The following is a 19,461-nucleotide window of genomic DNA, read 5'->3' as shown; positions in this document are numbered from 1 at the left end:
AAGAGAGGGATTTTTTTGTAAATGAGAATAGAATTTGTAATTGAGAATGAAGCGTCAATAATTGGAAAAGAGAAATGAAACGTAAAGATAAAATGATATACTATTTTTGTTTATGACGGAACTAAAATGCTTGTTTATGAGGAGAAAATAATTTAGATAAATGAATTATGCGGATACTATTGCAATTTTCAGTGAATTAGTCTAATAATTAAGAGAGATTATTCTCAAATAATTATTCTAATTGGAGGAAATGATATGTCATTAATTGGAAAAGAAATTGGTTCATTCGAAGCACAAGCTTATCACGATGGGAAATTTATCGATGTTTCATCGGAAGATTTTAAAGGGAAATGGAATGTCGTTTGTTTTTACCCGGCAGATTTTTCATTTGTTTGTCCAACAGAATTAGAAGACTTACAAGATCAATACCATGCTTTAAAAGAATTGGGTACAGAAGTATATTCAGTTTCAACAGACACCCATTATGTCCACAAAGCTTGGCATGATCATTCTGATGCAATCAACAAAATCGAATATATCATGATTGCTGATCCATCTCATGTCATTTCTGAGATTTTTGATGTTTTAGATGAAGCATCTGGTTTGTCACAACGGGGTACATTTATTATTGACCCTGATGGCGTCGTCCAAACAGTGGAAATCAATGCCGATGGTATCGGTCGAGATGCAAGTGGTTTGATCGATAAGATACGTGCTGCGCAATATGTACGCACCCATCCAGGCGAAGTATGTCCTGCCAAATGGAAAGAAGGCGAAGATACATTAACACCTAGCTTAGACCTAGTAGGGAAAATATAGGAGGCGCAAATGGGATTAGATAAAGGAATCAAAGATCAATTAACCCAATATTTGGCTCTGCTAGAAGCGGAGGTTGTTTTTACGGCTTCATTAGGTGCAGATGAAAGTTCTGTGAAAGTCCGGGATTTTCTAACAGAAATTGCTGAAATGTCGGATAAAATCACGATCCAAGAACAGGTTTTAGAACGGACACCGAGTTTTACGATCGAACAACCTGGTCAGTCGAGCGGTATCGTCTTTGCTGGATTACCTTTGGGACATGAGTTTACTTCATTTATTCTGGCACTATTGCAAGTCAGCGGTCGTCCACCGAAAATTGAAGAAGCAGTGCAAAAGCAAATCAAAGCAATCGATCAGCCACTGCACTTTGAGACGTATGTTAGTTTGACTTGTCATAACTGCCCAGACGTTGTCCAAGCGTTGAATATTATGGCTGTTTTGAATCCAAACATCAGTCATACTATGATTGAAGGCGGTATGTTCAAAGACGAGATCGATCAAAAGAAAATCATGGCGGTTCCAACTGTCTTTTTAGACAATGAAGAATTTGCCAGTGGTCGTCAGACGATTGAACAATTGATTGAAAAAGCTGCAGGTCCAACAAGTAAAGAAGTATTTGCTGACAAAGAAATCTTTGATGTTCTTGTCGTAGGCGGTGGCCCTGCCGGTAGTAGCGCGGCTGTTTATGCGGCCCGTAAAGGCATCAAAACTGGTATGGTCGTTGAAACATTTGGTGGTCAAGTCATGGAAACATTAGGGATCGAGAACATGATCGGTACCCTATACACAGAAGGCCCTAAGTTGATGCGTCAAGTGGAAGAACATGTCAATGAATACAATGTCGACGTGATGAAAGGGCAACGTGCCAAAGATATCCGCCGCAACGATTATGTTGAAGTGGAATTAGAAAACGGTGCCGTTTTACAAACCAAAACGGCGATTTTAGCCACTGGTGCCCGCTGGCGCAACATCAATGTACCCGGCGAAAAAGAGTTCAAAAACAAAGGGGTTGCCTATTGTCCCCATTGTGATGGGCCTTTATTTGCTGGGAAAGAAGTAGCTGTGATCGGTGGCGGAAACTCAGGGATCGAGGCAGCCATCGATTTGGCCGGAATGGCGAAGCATGTCTATGTATTGGAATTTTTACCAGAGTTAAAAGCTGATTTGGTCTTGCAAAACAGATTGCAGACACTAGATAATGTCACGGTGATCACAAATGCAGCAACCAAAGAAATCACTGGATCAGATCATGTTGAGCAATTGACTTATACAGATCGTGAATCAAACGGCGAATTCACATTGGCTGTTGAAGGTGTCTTTATTTTGATTGGCTTAATGCCCAATACAGAATGGCTGCAAGACCGCGTCGTTTTGAATCCGAACAATGAAATCGTCGTAGACAAACGAGGTGCCACCAACATTGAAGGTGTTTTTGCTGCGGGGGATTGTACCGATAGTGCATATAAGCAAATCATCATTTCGATGGGTTCAGGTGCCACTGCAGCATTGGGTGCGTTCGATCATTTGATTCGCGCCTAAGCAAATAGTAGGAACACCCAAACACCAAAGTTTAAGCTTTGGTGTTTTTTTTGCAGGTTCTCTTTGAAAGAGCAGTTGACAAGTTTGAGTGGTATCGATTACAATAATTGAAACACGTTCAAAAAGTGGAAGAGGTATTTTATGAGTGTCTACGGTATCTAATCAGACAATTTAAACAAATAAACGAAATTTACCACGTTTATTTGTTGTGCCTGCAGATACCGATACAAATCGTTATTGATGAATCAGGTGATGGGAAACTATCGCTTTTTTTGTACACTTTTTTGGACGCAGATGGGTACGGATTCTGCAGGCACCAGAAAGGACAATCGTTATGAAGATACCTCAAGCAGCAGAATTTGAACAAATCAAAGCACAAGTCAAACAAAAAATCATCAGTGATTATGGCCAAACCTTGTTCGCACAAGAACGACCGGCTGCTTCTTATGAAACAGCAAACAAGCGAATGGAAGAAACAAAAGAAGCCATCGCAATTTTGGCTGCGGGACATGCAGTTCCTTTTATGGGGTTGCAGCATGCTCAATTGTATACAGATAAAATTGAGAAAGGGTTTATTTTGACGCCTCATGAGTTGGTAGCATACGGTGACTTTTTAAGGTCTTTTCCGAGAATCAAGCAACTTTTTACAAAAAACCGCTCATTGGCGCCAAAATTGGCGCGCTATGTAGAAGAATTGAGTGAGTTTTCAAGTATTACTGCGCAAATCGCGCAGACTATCCGTCATCAGCGCATTGATCCAGAAGCGAACCGCCACTTGCGAAAAATCGTTCGCCAGATCGACCAGCTTGAAAGTGACATGAAAAAAGTTTTTTTAAAGTTTTTGTCACAAAGCAAATTTTTACAAGACAACCGGATGATCAGAAAGAATGAGCGGTATACATTGCCGGTAAGGGCAGAGTGGCAGCATCAGTTCAAAGGATCAATTATTGAACGGTCCAATAAAGGCAGCACGGTTTTTATTGAACCAGATGCAGTTGCGCGCTTAAATGATCGTTTGATTTTGGCAGAGGGAGAAAAAACGGCGATTGAATACCAAATCTTAGCGGAACTAACGGGGATGATCGCTGAAGAATTGCCAGCTATCTATCAATGTTTGGACTGTTTGGCTGTTCTAGATGTGATTTTTGCAAAGGGGAAATTCTGTCGTGAAATCAAAGGTACACCCGTGGAAATCAATCAGAATGAGCGCTTGGTTTTGGATCATGTCAAACATCCCCTCCTTGGTGATGCCGCTGTTCCATTGGACCTGTCCTTGGGAATAGATACGCGTTGTATGGTGATCACCGGGCCGAATGCCGGAGGCAAAACGGTTGTTTTAAAGACCGTTGCTTTGGTTTGTGCGATGGCTCATCATGGGTTGTTTCCCGCCCATCATGGACAGAGCAGCATTCCGTTTTTAAAAGGTCTTTCAATGGATATTGGCGATCAGCAAAGTTTAGCCAATGCTTTGAGTACTTTTTCTGGTCATATGGCCAATATTGCAGAGATTTTAGCAGATAATCAGCGTAATCGTGTGGTGTTGTTGGATGAGATTGGGAGTGGCACAGAACCCAATGAAGGTGCAGCACTTGCAATCGCGATCATGGACGCGCTCTATCGTTCTGGGGCATTGCTGATTGCAACGACGCATTATGGGGAAATCAAACAATATGCTGTTGACCATCCGGACTTTCAAACTGCAGCTATGGCCTTTGATCCTGAAACATTGACACCGAAGTATCGGTTGCTGGTCAATCAAGTCGGAGAAAGCAATGCATTTTGGATTGCAGAAAAAATGCAGATTCCACAAACGATCGTTGCGCATGCAGCAGCCTATTTATCGACGAAAGACTACCCATTAGACAAAAAAACATTTGCTTTGCTCAAGGAATCTCGACCAAAATCAGAATCAGATGGAAAGTTTGCCAAAGGCGATCAAGTGCTTGCCACTGATCGAGGGGAAAAGGGCATTTTCTATCAGTATGCAGACAATGGACAAGTACAAGTATGGATCAACGAACGGATGGAAGTTATGGCTGAGAAAAGAATTCAGCTGTTGATCAAGCAAGAGGAATTGTATCCCGCAGAGTATGATCTTGATCAATTGTTTGTTGATCATCAGACATATAAATTCAATAAAGATATATTACGCGGGTCTAAAAAAGCCTATAAACAATTGAGGAAACAGGCAAAAGAGCGAGAATAAGCTGGGGATGCAATCGAATATTTGTGTAAATGCTACGTTATTTTATGAGGGCGTCCCTGTACAGCGCAGGCAGATGACACCCTTTATTAAATTACGATAGTTATCTAGTTGGTTAACGAAGCATGAACTTTCACTCATTGCTTTTTTGTATAAACTTTTAAATATCTTCAATTTATTCTATTTGATTAAGAAATCCTAAAGAATAATGAATATTTTTATGATCAGGTTGTCAAAGCAATCGAAGAGGGTTACCATCATACTGGATATAAAATAACAATAAACCTTGTTAGGTGAGGCTCCTATACAAACATACGCTATTGCGCAGAAACGTCGAAAGACGCCAATGTGTAGAACAGGAATTGTCGGATTAAGGCTTTTCATAAAATAGCTAAGCAAGCGATGCATTGCTTTACGTTGTATAGTGCTAAAACTCGGACGATGAGATTGCAAAAAGTCTAACGTCCTAAGGGAAGTTAGACTTTTTTTCTTAGGCCGCAAGAAAGATAGCTTGCACAACACGTAAGACCGTCTGAACACCGACTCCAAGGAAATAGGAGTGGATAGTATGGAAAATAGAAAGACAGATTGGCTGTTGATCATCGCTTATATCCTACTGAGCATGGTCGGTCTTTTGATGATATATAGCGCGAGTTCCTTTCGCTTATTGACAATAGGTGCACAACCTTCAGCGTTGTTCCAAAGACAATTGATTTTTTTGGTACTGAGCTGGGTATTGATTCTTACGCTGCAACGTGTGCGTGTCAATATTTTACTTGGACGCCCATTGGCAGTTGGATTGATTGCTTTTGGTGTGCTGACCCTTTTGATGGCTCATGTGCCCTTTTTTGGGGTGACAGTCAATGGTGCCCAACGTTGGGTATCGATCGCAGGTTTGCAATTTCAGCCTTCAGAGATCGTGAATGTGGGGATGATTTTGTATTTGGCACATTTTTTTCAGGAACCGAAAGCTTCGCTTCGAGACATGAGAAAACCACTAGGCTTGTTGCTGATTTGCTGCTTATTGATTCTGTTTCAACCTAAAGTTGCGGGTGTGTTTATTCTGCTATTTCTTGCCTTTATTATGATCACCACTGTGCAAGTACCAGTCAAGATCACGGCTTTGTTGTTTGGAGCCTTAGTAGTGAGTATTGCACTAGTAGGTGGGCTGATTCTTACGCTGGGCCAGCACGACTTGTTGCCATCCATGTTTGCGCATGTCTACAATCGGATTCGATTGGTCGGCAATCCATTTTCAGATCCTTACGGCCAAGGATTTCAGATGATCCATTCTTATTATGCATTGTTTAATGGTGGCTTAACTGGTTTGGGTCTTGGCAATAGTATTACCAAAAAAGGGTTTCTGCCAGTTGCTGAAACAGATTTTATTTTTTCGGTGATAGTGGAAGAAATGGGCTTGTTCTTCGGGATTTTTGTGATTGGCTTATTATTTATCATCATTATGCGGTTATTTATGCGCAGTGCAACGTGTAAAAATGGCCAAGTTGGATTGATTTTATTAGGAACAGCGACATTGCTCTTGATACAAACAAGCATTAATATTGCAAGTATTTTAGGGCTGATGCCGATGACTGGTGTGCCGCTGCCCTTTATTAGTTATGGAGGATCAAGCTACTTTATTCTATCTTTTGCATTTGGTTTGTGCATGAAATTGTTGAGAGAGGAAGGGCAATCCGATGCGATTTTACAAACAGCGTGAGATCAATTATGCTTTATTATTACCAATTTTCCTTTTGTATCTGTTAAGTATTTGGGTGCAATATCAGGCAGCTGTCATGGATGGTCGCCCTCCCCAGTCCGTTGTGATACGCCAGATTCTCTTTTGTATTTTGTCGGTCATCGCATTAGGGGCGGCTAGTTTACTCAAAACATCATTCTTGTTGCGCTTTTCCGGGCTGTGGTATTTGCTTTGCCTAGGAATGATGGCATCCTTGCATTGGTTTTATGATCCATTTATGTTTAGCGAAACGCATACGAAACGCTGGATGCGGATCGGCAGCTTTACGATCCAACCTTCGGAATTTATGAAGATTGCGTTTGTCTTATTCATGGTGTATTTGACATTGGTCTACGAAAAACGCAAAGCAGAGCGTACGATCCAAACAGACATGATCTATGTATGTAAAGTCTTGTTTTACAGCATACCAACATTCGCACTTATGTATCTGCAGCGTGACTTTGGGACCAGTTTGGTTTTTGTGGTCATGTTAGGGGCGTTATTTATCATTTCAGGGGTCCATTGGAAGATATTGACGGTGATGACGAGTATTGCTGCCTTGGTTGGCGGAGTATTGCTGTTGTTGGTGTTTACTGAATGGGGCAATCGGCTGCTCTTTCAATTAACATTCTCGCAATATCAGCTGGATCGCATCAAAGCATGGGTGGATCCTTTTGCTTATCAAGATTCGATCGCTTTTCAACAAGTTCGGAGTATTTTAGCGATTGGATCTGGAGGGCTGTTAGGCGCCCCGCAGAATCATACAACTGTCTATGTACCAGTGCGGGAATCGGATATGATTTTTACCGTGATTGGCGAAACATTCGGCTTTTTTGGCAGTACATTGGTGATTTTCCTTTATTTTTATTTGATTTACCAAGTGATTTTTGCAGCGATATCGACCAACAATAAAGCATCGGTCTATATTGCGATCACATTTATTTTTGGCTTGGTTTTCCAAATTTTTGAAAATATTGGCGCAGCAATTGGGTTGCTGCCCTTAACGGGGATTCCTTTGCCGTTCCTTAGCCAAGGCGGGACATCCTTGATTGCCATTAGTATGGCAATGGGGATTATTTTAGGACTAAATAAAGAAAAACTGCTAGAAATTGAATTTCGTCACAATACTGAATTGAAGTTACAGTAGCCCTGTATAATAAGCATTATGTTCAGAACAGCGGTCTTCTTAGCAACCATTGTTTCGATTTGCAGATTTTCATGCCTATTCGCGCAGAACCTCACGCTATTTGCTTGAAAACGTTGACAGCTGTGTTTCATAACGATACCATGAATGAAATAAACCAAATAAGTCATGTTTGATAATACGAAGGAGGAGTGGCTGTGATGATCGAATTTCACAATGGAGTACCCACTGATAAGGATCAAATTGTGTCTTTATATCAAAAAGTTGGTTGGACACTCTATACCCAAAAGCCAGAGAAATTACTCAAAGGCTTGCATCGTTCTTCTGTGATTGCAGCGTATGATCAAGATGTATTAGTCGGCTTGGTCAGAGCTGTAACAGATGGAGAAACCATTCTTTATATTCAAGATCTATTGGTCTTGCCGGATTATCAACGGCAAAGGATCGGTCAGACATTGCTTGAAAAGATGATTGCCCAGTATCCAGATGTGCGGCAAAAAATTCTGTTGACAGATGACCAAGCAAAGACGAAATCATTTTATCAATCCTGTGGGTTTCAACAAGTCGGGCAGACAGGTGGCGTTGCATTTATTCATCATTAAGTAGCCGTGAAGTAGCCGTGGTAGCGCATAAAATCACTACCCAACCAAGTTTGAAAGGGAGTAAATGAATGGGGAAAAGAATAATCTTTATGATTACGTTGTTTGTTGGTGTTGGTGCCTGTGGGGGAAGCGCCATCGCATTTTTGAGTGTTCATCCGTTGCTTGATGGTGAAACCTATCTTGGACTAACAACGGCAATGTTGCAACAGACCCCATTTCGTACTTTTTTGGTTCCAGGAATATTTTTGGCACTGGTATTAGGACTGGGAAATCTACTTACAGCACTGTTGATCATAAGAGAGGATGCTTTTTATCTGAGTATGGTCATGGGCGGTTGTTTGATTGCTTGGATTTTGATCCAAGTAGCTTTGCTGCAAAATATCAATATACTGCACTTGATCTTTTTGCTGATCGGTTTTTGGCAGTTGCTGTTAAGCAAGCATTTGATTCGCGCCTGTCACCAACAAGTACCATTTTCAGCTCATCAAAATTAATTGTCTATTTCTATAAGGATGGGTAGATGAAAATCACATACAGAATTTTGGAGGAAAATCATTTGAAGTTTTTACAAAAATCAAAAATTTTTGCAAGTTTGGTGATCATTTGCCTAATAGGACTGGCAATCTGGATCTTTTCTAATATCCTTTTTGTTTTCAGACCCTTAGAAGCCATTTTCTCGAGTGTTTTCTTGCCAGTTTTGATCTCGGTCTTTATCTTTTATATTTTCTTACCTTTTTTCAATTGGATCAATAAGTTGACCAATAGAAAAGCGGTGGCGCTTTATTCCACATTGTTGCTCATTGTTTTCGCAGCTTATTTGATCATTCAAGTGATTGCGCCAGCGTTGGCAGCTGAGATGGGACGGTTTATTGGTCAAGTTCCAGTCATCATCAATCTGGTGATTGACAATATTGATCATTCTTATATGCGTGATTTGTTTGAACCACTGGTGGAATCGGTCAATTTTTCTCAAGTGGGCAACTTTGCGATGCAATTTCTGACGGGTGCGACGAATAGTCTAACTAGTTTGATCTCAATTGTGTCTCATTCGGCGATCATTTTGTTCACGATTCCGTTGCTATTGGTTTATATGTTTAAAGATGGCGAAAAGATTCCTGGTTTTTTGTCAGAGAAGTCACCGCAAAAGTACCGTTCATTGATTTTACAACTATGTGATGATTTCCATCAAGCAGCCTCAGCTTATATTGGTGGTAAATTGCTGGTTTGTTCCTACGTTGCGATTTCCAGTTACTTGGTTTTTTCTTTGCTGGGATTGCAAAATGCATTATTGTTGGGCTTGATTTGTGGTGTTTTGGATATCATTCCTTATTTTGGTCCATTTATCGGGGCAGCGCCAGCGTTCTTATTCGCTTTGAGTCAAGATATTCAGACGAGTTTGTTGTTGATTCTAGGAATCACAGTTATTCAATTTGGTGAATCCTATTTGGTTTCTCCGTTGGTGATGAACAAAGTACTGCATATCCATCCGATCATTGCTGTCTTTTTGTTATTGATTGCAGGAAATTTACTAGGATTTGTCGGTATGATCGTTGCATTACCTGTCTATTCGATCATAGTAGCGATGAGCCGTACGATTATTCATTATTGGCAGCAACGCCGTATATCAGATGTTGCGCCTGAAGAAGAATAGCTATGCTGACACGATCATTTTTATGATCGTGTTTTTTCATCATAGAAAGTTCTATGTAAAACAGGCAACTATTTTGGCTAGACTGCCCCCACAAACGGGTTTGCCATGCTATACTAACGACAACAAAAAAATCGTTGGGAGTGGGTTAGATGAAAGTATTGTGGAATCAAGACATCGTGGAGCGTGAGCAGGTCAAAGTGGATATCGAAGATCGCGGTTATCAATATGGCGATGGGATTTATGAAGTGATCAGAGTCTATGATGGCCATTGCTATATGTTAGCAGAACATATGGAACGGCTTATCGCCAGCGCAAAAAAAATCAAGTTAACACTGCCTTATGATGCAGAACGGATTGCTGAAAATCTGAAGAAAATGATTGCTGTTGAAGAAATCAACAATGGAGAAATCTATATGCAGATCACTAGAGGTGTGTACTCTCCTCGAAACCATCAATTTCCAACTGCAGGCACAGTCCAAGCTGTTTTAACAGCCAACGCGATTCCTTTCGAACGGCCGCTCGACATGCAGCAAAATGGCTTGAGTGCAACTGTGATCCCAGATCAGCGTTGGTTGCATTGTGATATCAAATCACTGAGCTTATTGGGCAACTTGTTATCATTGGATGAAGCAATTGAAAAAGGGTTTGATGATGCATTGTTACATAGAGATGGATTCTTCACAGAGGCTTCTGCGTCAAATCTTTGGTTTGTGATTGATGGGAAATTATATACTCATCCAGATGGTCCCTTGGTTTTACCTGGCATCACCAAGATCAAAGTTCGTCAATTATGTGCCGAATTGGCCATTTCCTTAGTTGAAGAAGCCGTACCAATTTCTCGTTTAGGAGAAGTCCAAGAATGTTTCTTGACCAATTCGGTTTGGGAAATCGTACCCGTGGTGTCGATCGATGGCAATTTGGTCGGACAAGGAGAGAAAGGTCCAATCACCGCACGCTTACAACAGGCGTATATCGATGCCATTAGCAAATAAGTAAGAATGCAGAAAAGACTTGATCTCGTTTGATGACAAGCTCAAGTCTTTTTTCTCACCAATCGCTCGGGTTCCATAGTTTTCCATCCAATTCACCTTGTTTTGTAGTGATTCGCTGCTGCTGCTCCTCAAGTAGCTCCGCAAGACCCTGTAATAAGGCTTTTTCGTGATAGTCATTGGTTTCGTTGGTAGCGTCTGTAATGATTTGTTCCATCCATGGTTCGATCATGGCTATTCCTCCAAACTAGCTAATGCTTCATCCAAATCTTGAATCAGTTCATGGTTGTTTTCCAACTGCGTCAATAAAGGAATCAACTGTGGTTTTTCTTCAGTGAGGCGCGTCAATCTATCTGCGAACCATTGCTGCTTTTGATCAAATGAAAATGGGTAAGGCATCGTGAGTAATTGCTGATAGTTTACTACGAAGGTGCGTTTTTGTGCTTCTGTTTTGTACATCAACTGATCTAATACGATCAAAGGCAGAACAGTCATCTGATATTTTTGTGCCATCATTCGTTGCGGACGCAATATCTCATTGAAGGTCACTTGCTCATTGCCCCCCAATTGGAACTCTTTAGCCGCCACACCTGTAGAAATGGCAAACCCGATTTCTTTGCCTCTCAGTGCGATTTCTGCTGCTGACCAGACTTCATCGATCCAAGCTTTCATTTTAGCAGGAACGTTATACCAATAGAGCGGAAACTGCAAAATCAATCGCTCGCATGCTGACAGCATTGCCAATTCATCTGCAAGAACAAAATCATCAAGGTTATCAAGAAAATGCATCTTTACCCCGGGGACTTTGGCGCTTTCAGTAAAAAAACGCTGTGATAGAGAATGCTGATAGTCGGGGTGACTCGAGATGACTAAAGTTTTTATCATAAAATCATTCATCCTTTCATAATAGATGTACCACAAAATTGCACAAAGGGAAACTACTCTGCCTTTTAGTTTCATTTAAGTTAGAAAATATATCATCAAAGGAAATGATGCAAGTGAAGGAGAAGTGTATCATGATGAAAATCAATCATTTTTTAGTCAAGGGTCTAGCGGCATTGGTATGGGTGATTGCTAGCGGGATCTTTCTACTGGAAAAAAGCTGGTATGTAGGAAAGAAGCAACAAGCCTTCTTGGAAGAAAAGAAGCGTGTGACAGCTGAGGACGGCCAAGAGTTTACTGTGAGAAGCCTATCTTTGGACAAATAAAACAGCAAAATCTTGATTCACTTAAACAACAAAAAACCTGCTTACGCAAGAAGAATTGCCTGTTTTTCTTCTCACTCGCGCAAGCGGGTTTTTGCATTATTTTGAGCGTGATTGTACAGGGGAAGCGGGGGCTTTTTCAACGACATGGAGAAAACCATCGCGGTCTTGGATAATCAAAATCGATTGATGGTCATAGCGGGTGATGATCTCACCTTTGACAAATTCGTTGGTAATGGTCCGATACTTGTTTGTTTGCATAGTCATTCCTCCCAACTATTCCATGTTCATGCTCCTCATTTTTGAAGAGAATGAACTGGTATCTTTATCATAAAGGATGAATGTGATGTTCAAAATAATTTTAGGTAAAGTTTGTGTTAACGAAAGCTAATCCGCCAGATTAAAGCGCAATGCCATTTTCTGACTGCCAGACTCAACCATTTTTCCCAATAATTGGGTGGCTTGTTCTATATAGTAATGGGCCATTTTTTCATTTGCCTTCTCCAAAAACGATGAATGTTGATCTTGACGCATCCATCCTTGATCTGTTTGCTGTTGGATGCGGCGACAATAAGCCATCATATCTAATTCAAATCGTGCAGCTAAGTCGCTATAACGATCATAATCACTATCGCCAATCAAAGCAAGTGTGCGACTCAACCAGTAACTATTGGTAGGATCATAAACTTTTGTGGTATTCCGATAAGCGGCTGGTGTATCAGTGATGTGCACATAAAATGGAACAACAGCATTGAATGTGTTGGGACCAAAGGCCAACCAATGAATGCCTGCAATCTCAGGAGCCACATTGTTTCGGATTTGCAAAATATGGACTTGTTGATTTCGGTTTAATGCAATGGAACGATATTGTTTTTTCTCTGCGGGTGTACCAGTGCCATAAGGGTCAAAAGGCGTATTTTGGAAATGGCTGCTTAATGCCCATTTGACATCTTCAATTGTTAATTTTTGTTTTGGATAGCAGAGAAAAGGCAACTCTTGGTCAATAGGTTCCGCATCAGTTCCGCTAAAATGTTTTTGGATATACCAAGCCCGAGGATTATTATAACGGGTATCTTTTTCAGTGGAACTGCCGAAAATATGGCGCAGGTTGACGCCTTCAAAATCAGGATTTAAATGGTACATTTCGATAAGATTTGGCAAGTCTGCAGCATACAAAGAAGTGTCTGCCTCAAAATCGAAATGGTCGATATTCAAACGATTGGGAGCGACAACATACGCATCGTCGGGTATTTTCGTTGCGACCCAGTGGTGTCCACCGATGGTTTCCATATACCAGATCTCGTCTTTATCTGAAAAAGCAATGCCGTTAGACTCGTAGGTGCCATATTTCGCGAGTAATTCCCCCAATCGCAAGACCCCTTCGCGTGCTGAGTGAATGTAAGGCAAGACGATACTGACAAAGTCTGCTTCACCGATCCCTTCAGGTACTAGAGGATCGATCGCTAAAACTCGGGAATTGGTGGTAATGGTTTCCGTAGCGGTCATCGCTACGTTTTCGGCATTGATGCCTGATGCGGCCCATACACCTTGGGAAGGATCGGCTTCAGGGGTAGCGGTATAGCGCATTGGGTCATCGGGTAGTTGAACAGTACAATCACTTAAAACGGCATAAAATGTGCTGCCTTGTTGTTCTGGTTCGATCACGACAAATTTTTGCGGTTCGGACCCGCTGCCGGCATCTTCATTGCGTGCAATCATCGTTGATCCATCGTTGCTTGCGTGTTTACCCACCAAAATCGTGGTACATGAGGCTGTTTTTTTATCCATCTTTTTTCTCCTTTTATGTGGGGTCTTTTTTTAAATTGATGTTAGTATAACGATTGTTTCAGCTATTTTCAATGAAAAAATAACCTCTTTTGGAAAAACAATCGAATTTTCTCTTTATTTTTAGTACAATATGGGAAGGCTAATTAGAAATGAGGAAAATAGATGAAACAAAAATTAATGGTGGGTTATGCAATACTGATGAGTATTTTGTTGGTAGGGTGTGCCAAACCTAGTATCGACGCAACCAATACATCAATAGAGGCTTCTTCTGCAGAAAAATCAGCCACGCAACGGACAGCAGAAATTTCTTTTGTGAACAACACGGAGGAAAAGGCGTCCGCTCTTAAAGATAAAACAGTAACTTTTGAAGAAGGGACCACATTGATGGCAATCATGAAAGACAATTTTGATTTGGTTGAAGATCAAGGGATGATCACCAGTATTGATGGATTGGCACAAGATGAAAGCAATGGCTACTATTGGACCTATACGATCAATGATGAAATGATCAGTACAGGTGCCAATGATACGTTCTTAGGAGAAAACGATAAAGTGGTATTTACCTATGAAAAATTCGAATAAAACAGCTTATTTCAGCGTGAAAGAAATTGCGTTCCTCAGTTTATTCACTGCTGCAGCGGTCGTTGGCAGGACATTGCTGCATCCTTTACCAAATGTGCAACCAATGACCGTGATCTTTTTATTGATTGTCTTGTCCTTAGGATTTAGTCGTGGGATGATCGTCGCGATTCTTTCTTTGGTCATTACCAATCTTTATATGGGAATGGGTATCTGGACAGTAACGCAAATAATCAGTTATGGGGTGGTTTTAGCAGTGCAAGGAGTACTTTGCCTGTCTGCAAGGTATCGACAGGGCAAAATCCTGCAATTGCTATATAGTATCAGTGCAGGTTTTTTGTACGGACTGGTCATTTCCTGGCTGAGTGTGAAATTGTATGGGTTCCCCCATTTTTGGCCATATTATCTGCAAGGCCTTAGTTTTGATGCGTTACATGCATGTGGCAATGGCGTCTTTTATGTATTGCTGGCTCCAGTGTTTCGACAATTGATTCATCGGTTTTATCCAAAAAAAGACAAGATCAGTTGATCTTGTCTTTTTTTGTCATGGCGTGAAGTTAAATGAGCATTTTTTCTTCTTGGCTGGCCACCAAGTCACATAATTTTGCGACCCCAGTTTCGCCAGTTTCTTTGATGCAGACAGTAGCGGTATTTGTCAGGACATGTAAGACTTGAACTTCCACTAAATCTGGTTGTCCAATGACTTTGGCCCAATAGTCAATGCTTAGATCTAACTGTGATTCATCCATCATTCACACCTCATTCTATTCAATTTAGCACTAGAATATCGGAAAGGGTGATGAAAGTAAAGGATTTCACCTTGCGTTTGGTCGAAATGGTGATTTTTGCTGCAATTGCTCTATGTGAAAAAGCATACAGGCATATCATTATGCGATTAAAGAGGCAACGCGTATGCTGAGAGTAAGTGAAAGGGGTTGCTTAAAATGAAATGGATCGTCAAAAAAGCTGACCTTGAAGACTACCGTCAGAAGTTTGACGGCAAACTCGCGGGTTATGCAGAAGAAGCCAAAATGATTGCTCTCCCATTGCCTAAGTATTATATTCTGATTCTTGATGAAGAAAAATTGCATTTGATCCAGTTAGATTTGAACTTTAATGAAAAAGCACTGCAAACGATTTTTTTACATGACATTACCCAGTTGCAATTAAGCGGTGTGTTGAATAAAAAAGTGAGCATCAAAACGCATAACACCACCGTCAAACTATTGATCAAACCGATGGCGATCGGTATTCAAGAAGAGCAGAAGCTGTTTTTAGAACGATTGTCGCAAATGGCAAGATAAAACAAAAACAGAGAGGCAATGACAGCTTCTCTGTTTTTGTTTTATTCAGGCGTACCGACGATTTTGATAAACGCATCGATATTTTTTATTTTCATATGTTTGATCACCAATTGCTCACGTTTGTTCCATTTTCCTTCAACTTCCAAGTTGTATTTATTTAACGGCAACCGCAAGACATAGCTGGAAAGGTAGCGGTCTTTGATAATACAATTGACGATTTTATGGTCTTCAAGCAATTGGATTCCTGTCAACATCATCGGGGTTTCTTGGAAGACCCGGCTATTTACAAGTAATCCTGTATGTGTTTCGTTCATAGTCATTTCCTTTCTAAGCGGCATACAATCTTCTTTCTACTTGCTATGTTACCCGATTTACCAAAGAAAGGCAATTCCTGTGAAATGAATGCCCGCCTATGATAAGCTAAATAAAAGGAGTGGTTTTAATGGTTGGATACAATCGTTTTTCTAAAGAATGGCAAAAGGCGTCAAAAGAACTACGGGAAGGAAAACCGAAAAATGCCAAAAAAGGGTTGAAAACCCGACAGAAAATTGCTGATGAAAAAAACAAGAAAGCGGATAACGCCTACTCAACGGGTTTTTTGATCGGTTCTTTCCGAGAAATGTTTCGAAAAAAATAGTCAATCGCATCAATTGAAGGATAAACACCAAACCAAGTCTATCGAGCGGTTATTCATTGCGCCAAGAGGATTGGTTTGGTGTTTTTGTTTAAAACAAATAGTCAAAGAAGACGCCATTAAGAAAGGAAAAACTGAGATAAAAGAGAAACAAAGTAACGACATCGAGAGGAAACCCTTGAAGTATTTTAGGAATCGTGGCGATTTCTACCCTTGTGCGTACACCTGATAAAGCAAAGGAGAATAAAAGATACATCCCAGCTGCTGTCGTTAGGTGCATCATGTATTGGTCGTAAGGAAATTGTGTCACGGTAGCTAATGTCAGGATCGGCACGATGGTAAGAGCGATCTTAGATAGATGGTCGGTCATAAAACGTTGCTTTCCAGGAACGATCGCCAGTATTCCCCAAGTGACGATCAAAGCAATCACAGCAGCGGTGACTAGATTGGTCACTACGATGTTTCCATAGACAAACTGATAACGCATCACGCCATAAAACAAACTGCCGCTGATAAAGTAGGCGAGGCCGATCACACTGGCTAAGTAGCAGACACGGGTAGTCACATTCGGTATTTTTTTACCGACTGATGGTGCCAGCTGTTGGCATACATAATTGGTCAAAATAATCATTAGAAAAAGGACGAGTCTATTGTCGATCGTCATTTTATTTCCTCCTTTGAAAGAAAAATAAATCAGCGCATGATTTTAAGATTGAATGGTGTTGGCTTTCCTTCACCAAGGATCCTTAAACGCAAGAAGCGATCAATCAATGGTGTGAAGCAGTTCATGATCAAAATGGCATAACTCATTCCTTCATTGGTGAAGCCATAAAAGCGGAAGAGGACGACGAGTAAGCCGACACCTAAAGCAAACAAATTTTCACCGGCTTTTGTACCTGGAGTAGAGGAATAGTCTGTAGCCATATAAATGGCGCCTAACATGGCACCGCCGCTGATGATGTGGCCAATCACGTGTTGCCAAGTACCTGTGAATAAACCGTCAGGTCCTAAAATAAAGGCAAAAATACCTATCGTTGCAAAAATGATCAAAGGAATGCGGGGGGATATGATTTTGCGCCATACTAAAAAAATACCGCCTAGCAATAATAAAAACGCGCTTGTTTCACCAACCCGCCCACCGGTAAAACCGAAGAATGCATCCCATAGTTCTTGGTTGGACAATGTATCGCCAGCTTTCATCACAGCAAGTGGGGTAGCACCAGATACCACATCGTTGGCAGTTGCTTGGGAAACCACCTCAGGACCGATACTGCCAAAAGGTGGATCAGGCCAGCTAATCAGAAACATCTGGTTGTAAAACAGCCCAATCAATAATGCACGACCGCCCAACGCCGGATTAAGGAAATTGTAGCCGATGCCACCAAAGAATTCTTTGACGATGATCACGGAAAAGGCGACACCGATCACTGGAAAATACCAAGGGGCGGAAGGTGGAAGATTCATGGTCAGTAATAAGGCAGTAACGACAATACTCAAATCGAAGCGAATAGGCCGTTTGACCAAGAATGACCAACCAATGTCGGCAGCAAAAGCAGTGGCGATGCCAATCAAGAATAAGCCGTAGACTTTAAAGCCAAAAAGATAGCCAGAGAATAAAACTGCTGGCAATAAGGCTAATGCCACTGCACCCATGATTTTGACAGTTTCGTCATTGTCTCGAATATGCGGACTAGGGGGTACGTCTTGATTTTTACGTTGTTGAAATATTTTTTCGCTGGCTGAATCTTGATAATAATCAGGCACTTTCTTTCGCCTCCTCTTGCAGCTGTGCGACTTTGCTTTTGGCTGCCGTGATATTGGCTGCCAAAGAACGTTTTGCCGGACAAACAAAGGTGCAAGCACCACAATTGATACACGCTTCCGCCAGAAGCTCTTCGCATTTTTGGTAATCACCTGCGCGGTAAAATTGGTCGATTTCCATCGGCATCAAGCGCATTGGACAAGCTTCGACGCATTTATTGCAACGAATACAAGGGTTCTCTTTGTAGAGCCAATCAGTTTCTTCATTGAAAATGATGACCCCGTTACTGCCCTTGGTGACGGGGACTTTCAAGGTATGAACGGCTTTTCCCATCATCGGCCCGCCGAGGATCAATTTGCTAGGTGCACCTTGGAATCCACCCGCAAAATCAATCAATTCTCCGGCCAAAGTACCCAATGGGTTTTTGACGATACAAGGTTTCTGAACATCCCCTGTGACAGTCGTGTAGCGTTCTATCAAGGGTTTATTAAAACAAACAGCATCGGCTAGTGCAAAACTGGTGGCAACGTTGATCAAAACAATACCAATATCGGCAGTTAAACCGCCAAGGGGAACTTCTTGATCGGTCAATAACTCTACTAACTGCTTTTCACCACCGGTTGGATAAACAGTTGGGACAGTAACGACTTCGATGGTGTCATCGTTTGCACTCGCAGCAATCATCGCTTCGATTGCTAGAGGCTTATCATCTTCGATGCCGATCAGAATCTTAGGATCGGCCAATAATTTTTGGGCAATTTTGGCGCCTGTGATGATTTGCTGGGCTTCTTTTTCCATCAAAAAAGCATCACTGCGCAGGAAAGGTTCGCATTCTGAGCCGTTTAGGATCAGCGTATGGATGGCCTCTGGCTCATCTACACTAAACTTGACGTGGGTCGGGAAAGTCGCACCGCCTTTTCCAGCAATTCCTCCTGCTTGAATTTTAGCTAAAATGTCCTTGTTTGTTGCATTTGACCAATCAAAAGCATTGGGCAAAAAATCATTGGTAAATTTAAAGTCATTTTCAATGATGATCGTTCGTCCTTCTCCATTATTTTGATCTGGCCAATCAACGATATCAACGATCTTGCCAGAAACTGAGGCATGGATTTTGGCGGAAACAAAGGCATCTGCTTCAGCTATGACTTGTCCTTGTTTGACATAATCCCCAATATTTACGATTGGTTCTACAGGTGCACCAATATGTTGAGATAAAGGAATAAAAACCATAGCTGGTGAGAAAGTCAACACATCATCTTGTTCGATCATCAATTTCTCTTTCAACATTTTCAGGGGAGGGCTAAGAGAGATTCCGCCAGTAAATGTCCGCATACAAAACACTCCTTTCTTTTCTATCTATAAGTGTAGCATGTCTAGGACTGACGCAAAAATCAAAACCCTTACAAAGCAAAAATATAATGATTTTTTCGTTTGACATATGAGTGTGCGTTCATATATAATTATATATGTAAACATGTTCATATGTTCATGTGAAGAATGGAGG

The 19,461-nt window shown here is 41.2% G+C and carries 23 protein-coding genes and 1 riboswitch; of the genes, 14 read left to right on the top strand and 9 right to left on the bottom strand.

The features are described 5' to 3' along the window. Positions 1–255 precede the first annotated feature (255 nt). From ahpC to dat, 9 genes are all read left to right on the top strand, one after another. Complete coding sequence (gene ahpC / locus IGI41_RS07850; RefSeq protein ID WP_430609201.1) at positions 256–819, top strand: alkyl hydroperoxide reductase subunit C; 564 nt, start codon at positions 256–258, stop codon at positions 817–819. A gap of 9 nt (positions 820–828) precedes the next feature. Continuing rightward, entirely contained in the window at positions 829–2,358 is a 1,530-nt protein-coding gene (ahpF, locus tag IGI41_RS07845) for an alkyl hydroperoxide reductase subunit F (protein ID WP_430609200.1), read from the top strand. 334 nt (positions 2,359–2,692) lie between these two features. Continuing rightward, a complete protein-coding gene (locus IGI41_RS07840; RefSeq protein ID WP_430609199.1) occupies positions 2,693–4,564 on the top strand; it encodes an endonuclease MutS2 in 1,872 nt (623 codons plus the stop codon). A gap of 275 nt (positions 4,565–4,839) precedes the next feature. Then, positions 4,840–5,014, top strand: a riboswitch (M-box (ykoK) riboswitch). Positions 5,015–5,129: 115 nt separating this feature from the next. Then, a complete protein-coding gene (locus IGI41_RS07835; RefSeq protein ID WP_430609198.1) occupies positions 5,130–6,281 on the top strand; it encodes an FtsW/RodA/SpoVE family cell cycle protein in 1,152 nt (383 codons plus the stop codon). Next, positions 6,259–7,446 carry an FtsW/RodA/SpoVE family cell cycle protein gene (locus IGI41_RS07830; protein WP_430609197.1) on the top strand — a complete coding sequence of 396 codons (1,188 nt, stop codon included), beginning with the start codon at positions 6,259–6,261 and terminating at the stop codon, positions 7,444–7,446. The genes IGI41_RS07835 and IGI41_RS07830 overlap by 23 nt, the downstream gene beginning before the upstream one ends. A 197-nt stretch (positions 7,447–7,643) precedes the next feature. Beyond that, positions 7,644–8,045, top strand: a complete 402-nt coding sequence (locus tag IGI41_RS07825; RefSeq protein ID WP_430612772.1) for a GNAT family N-acetyltransferase — start codon at positions 7,644–7,646, stop codon at positions 8,043–8,045. A 68-nt stretch (positions 8,046–8,113) separates the two neighbouring features. Beyond that, positions 8,114–8,539, top strand: coding sequence for a hypothetical protein (locus tag IGI41_RS07820; protein WP_430609196.1), 426 nt, complete (start codon positions 8,114–8,116; stop codon positions 8,537–8,539). A gap of 62 nt (positions 8,540–8,601) precedes the next feature. Beyond that, entirely contained in the window at positions 8,602–9,696 is a 1,095-nt protein-coding gene (locus tag IGI41_RS07815; protein ID WP_430609195.1) for an AI-2E family transporter, read from the top strand. Between the two features lie 149 nt (positions 9,697–9,845). Next, positions 9,846–10,688: a D-amino-acid transaminase gene (dat, locus tag IGI41_RS07810; protein WP_430609194.1), complete on the top strand. Its 843-nt coding sequence runs from the start codon at positions 9,846–9,848 to the stop codon at positions 10,686–10,688. A gap of 55 nt (positions 10,689–10,743) precedes the next feature. Here dat and IGI41_RS07805 read toward each other — a convergent pair whose 3' ends face one another. Beyond that, on the bottom strand, positions 10,744–10,917 hold the full coding sequence (locus tag IGI41_RS07805) for a hypothetical protein (protein WP_430609193.1): 174 nt from the start codon (positions 10,915–10,917) through the stop codon (positions 10,744–10,746). Between the two features lie 2 nt (positions 10,918–10,919). Beyond that, the gene (locus tag IGI41_RS07800; protein ID WP_430609192.1) at positions 10,920–11,582 is read right to left on the bottom strand and encodes an NAD(P)H-dependent oxidoreductase; all 663 of its coding nucleotides are present in this window, start codon (positions 11,580–11,582) and stop codon (positions 10,920–10,922) included. 119 nt (positions 11,583–11,701) lie between these two features. Between IGI41_RS07800 and IGI41_RS07795 the strand changes: the two genes are divergently transcribed. Then, the gene (locus IGI41_RS07795; RefSeq protein WP_430609191.1) at positions 11,702–11,893 is read left to right on the top strand and encodes a hypothetical protein; all 192 of its coding nucleotides are present in this window, start codon (positions 11,702–11,704) and stop codon (positions 11,891–11,893) included. 96 nt (positions 11,894–11,989) lie between these two features. Here IGI41_RS07795 and IGI41_RS07790 read toward each other — a convergent pair whose 3' ends face one another. Both IGI41_RS07790 and IGI41_RS07785 read right to left on the bottom strand, forming a co-directional pair. Continuing rightward, on the bottom strand, positions 11,990–12,151 hold the full coding sequence (locus IGI41_RS07790; protein ID WP_430609190.1) for an aldo/keto reductase: 162 nt from the start codon (positions 12,149–12,151) through the stop codon (positions 11,990–11,992). Between the two features lie 126 nt (positions 12,152–12,277). Next, complete coding sequence (locus IGI41_RS07785) at positions 12,278–13,678, bottom strand: C69 family dipeptidase (RefSeq protein WP_430609189.1); 1,401 nt, start codon at positions 13,676–13,678, stop codon at positions 12,278–12,280. Between the two features lie 162 nt (positions 13,679–13,840). Here IGI41_RS07785 and IGI41_RS07780 point away from each other — a divergent pair, with 162 nt between their 5' ends. After that, positions 13,841–14,260 carry a DUF4430 domain-containing protein gene (locus tag IGI41_RS07780; protein WP_430609188.1) on the top strand — a complete coding sequence of 140 codons (420 nt, stop codon included), beginning with the start codon at positions 13,841–13,843 and terminating at the stop codon, positions 14,258–14,260. After that, positions 14,244–14,786 carry an ECF transporter S component gene (locus IGI41_RS07775; protein WP_430609187.1) on the top strand — a complete coding sequence of 181 codons (543 nt, stop codon included), beginning with the start codon at positions 14,244–14,246 and terminating at the stop codon, positions 14,784–14,786. The genes IGI41_RS07780 and IGI41_RS07775 overlap by 17 nt, the downstream gene beginning before the upstream one ends. Before the next feature lie 28 nt (positions 14,787–14,814). Here IGI41_RS07775 and IGI41_RS07770 read toward each other — a convergent pair whose 3' ends face one another. Continuing rightward, positions 14,815–15,006 (bottom strand): hypothetical protein, encoded by a 192-nt coding sequence (locus IGI41_RS07770; protein ID WP_430609186.1) that lies wholly within the window; start codon positions 15,004–15,006, stop codon positions 14,815–14,817. 195 nt (positions 15,007–15,201) lie between these two features. Between IGI41_RS07770 and IGI41_RS07765 the strand changes: the two genes are divergently transcribed. Next, positions 15,202–15,561, top strand: a complete 360-nt coding sequence (locus IGI41_RS07765) for a hypothetical protein (protein ID WP_430609185.1) — start codon at positions 15,202–15,204, stop codon at positions 15,559–15,561. 41 nt (positions 15,562–15,602) lie between these two features. On the opposite strand, the gene IGI41_RS07760 is transcribed toward IGI41_RS07765, so the two are convergent. Further along, a complete protein-coding gene (locus tag IGI41_RS07760; RefSeq protein ID WP_054114578.1) occupies positions 15,603–15,875 on the bottom strand; it encodes a hypothetical protein in 273 nt (90 codons plus the stop codon). Positions 15,876–16,003: 128 nt separating this feature from the next. Here IGI41_RS07760 and IGI41_RS07755 point away from each other — a divergent pair, with 128 nt between their 5' ends. Continuing rightward, the gene (locus tag IGI41_RS07755) at positions 16,004–16,198 is read left to right on the top strand and encodes a hypothetical protein (RefSeq protein ID WP_430609184.1); all 195 of its coding nucleotides are present in this window, start codon (positions 16,004–16,006) and stop codon (positions 16,196–16,198) included. Positions 16,199–16,286: 88 nt separating this feature from the next. Here IGI41_RS07755 and IGI41_RS07750 read toward each other — a convergent pair whose 3' ends face one another. Genes IGI41_RS07750 through rsxC form a run of 3 tightly spaced genes read right to left on the bottom strand, consistent with a single transcriptional unit; the run spans position 16,287 to position 19,289 of the window. Continuing rightward, positions 16,287–16,859: a hypothetical protein gene (locus IGI41_RS07750; protein WP_430609183.1), complete on the bottom strand. Its 573-nt coding sequence runs from the start codon at positions 16,857–16,859 to the stop codon at positions 16,287–16,289. 29 nt (positions 16,860–16,888) lie between these two features. Then, positions 16,889–17,959: an RnfABCDGE type electron transport complex subunit D gene (locus IGI41_RS07745; protein WP_430609182.1), complete on the bottom strand. Its 1,071-nt coding sequence runs from the start codon at positions 17,957–17,959 to the stop codon at positions 16,889–16,891. Then, on the bottom strand, positions 17,952–19,289 hold the full coding sequence (rsxC, locus tag IGI41_RS07740) for an electron transport complex subunit RsxC (protein ID WP_430609181.1): 1,338 nt from the start codon (positions 19,287–19,289) through the stop codon (positions 17,952–17,954). Before rsxC ends, IGI41_RS07745 begins: the two co-directional genes overlap by 8 nt. Positions 19,290–19,461 lie beyond the last annotated feature (172 nt).

The organism is Enterococcus sp. DIV0876, from assembly GCF_050529585.1.
GTDB lineage: Bacteria > Bacillota > Bacilli > Lactobacillales > Enterococcaceae > Enterococcus_D.
The sequence above is the reverse complement of the archived record's forward strand: the minus strand, read 5'-3'. Positions and strand labels throughout refer to the sequence as shown.